Source organism: Vibrio sp. 10N.222.55.C6 (genome assembly GCF_041473395.1).
Classification (GTDB): domain Bacteria; phylum Pseudomonadota; class Gammaproteobacteria; order Enterobacterales; family Vibrionaceae; genus Vibrio; species Vibrio crassostreae_C.
In genome coordinates this window covers 1-478 of the sequence record NZ_JBFRSD010000095.1, presented here as the reverse complement: position 1 = coordinate 478, position 478 = coordinate 1, and the positions used below count along the sequence as shown (strand labels likewise).

Sequence of the window (478 nt, the reverse complement as noted above, 5' to 3'; positions counted from 1 at the left end):
GGTGATATTAGTGATGCAATCTCATAGCCAGCCAAATCTTGTGGGGTGACAATTGATTTTTTTACTGGATGGTCTTTTCTTACAAATAGCCGTCCATCAAGCTCAACGAGCTTTTGAATATAAATTTCTTTTGAGACATTAGGTAGTTGATAAGCAACGCCTAAAAAGATCTTTCCTTTTTGTATGTCTTCAACTGAGGATGTTGTCCAGCTAGTTAATTCTAACTCACAGTTTGGAGCTTGATGCTTGATGATTTTGTAGAGAACCCCTGATAAACATGATAATACCGCGGGGGACAACGCAATTTTTATTGGGTTGTCAATTTGCTTTGGGTCAAAGGTATTTGAGGAGTTAATTGCGGTTTTCAAACCATCTAAATGAGGTGAGATTTCATTCGCTAGCTCTTCGCTAAATGCGGTGGCTTGTAAGCCACCATGAACTTTAACGAAAAGGTCATCGTTGAAGTGGTGTCTTAGCT

The 478-nt window shown here is 39.1% G+C and carries 1 pseudogene; it reads right to left on the bottom strand.

The features are described 5' to 3' along the window. A pseudogene (locus tag AB4486_RS22710) lies at positions 1-478 on the bottom strand (LysR family transcriptional regulator); the annotation flags it as partial.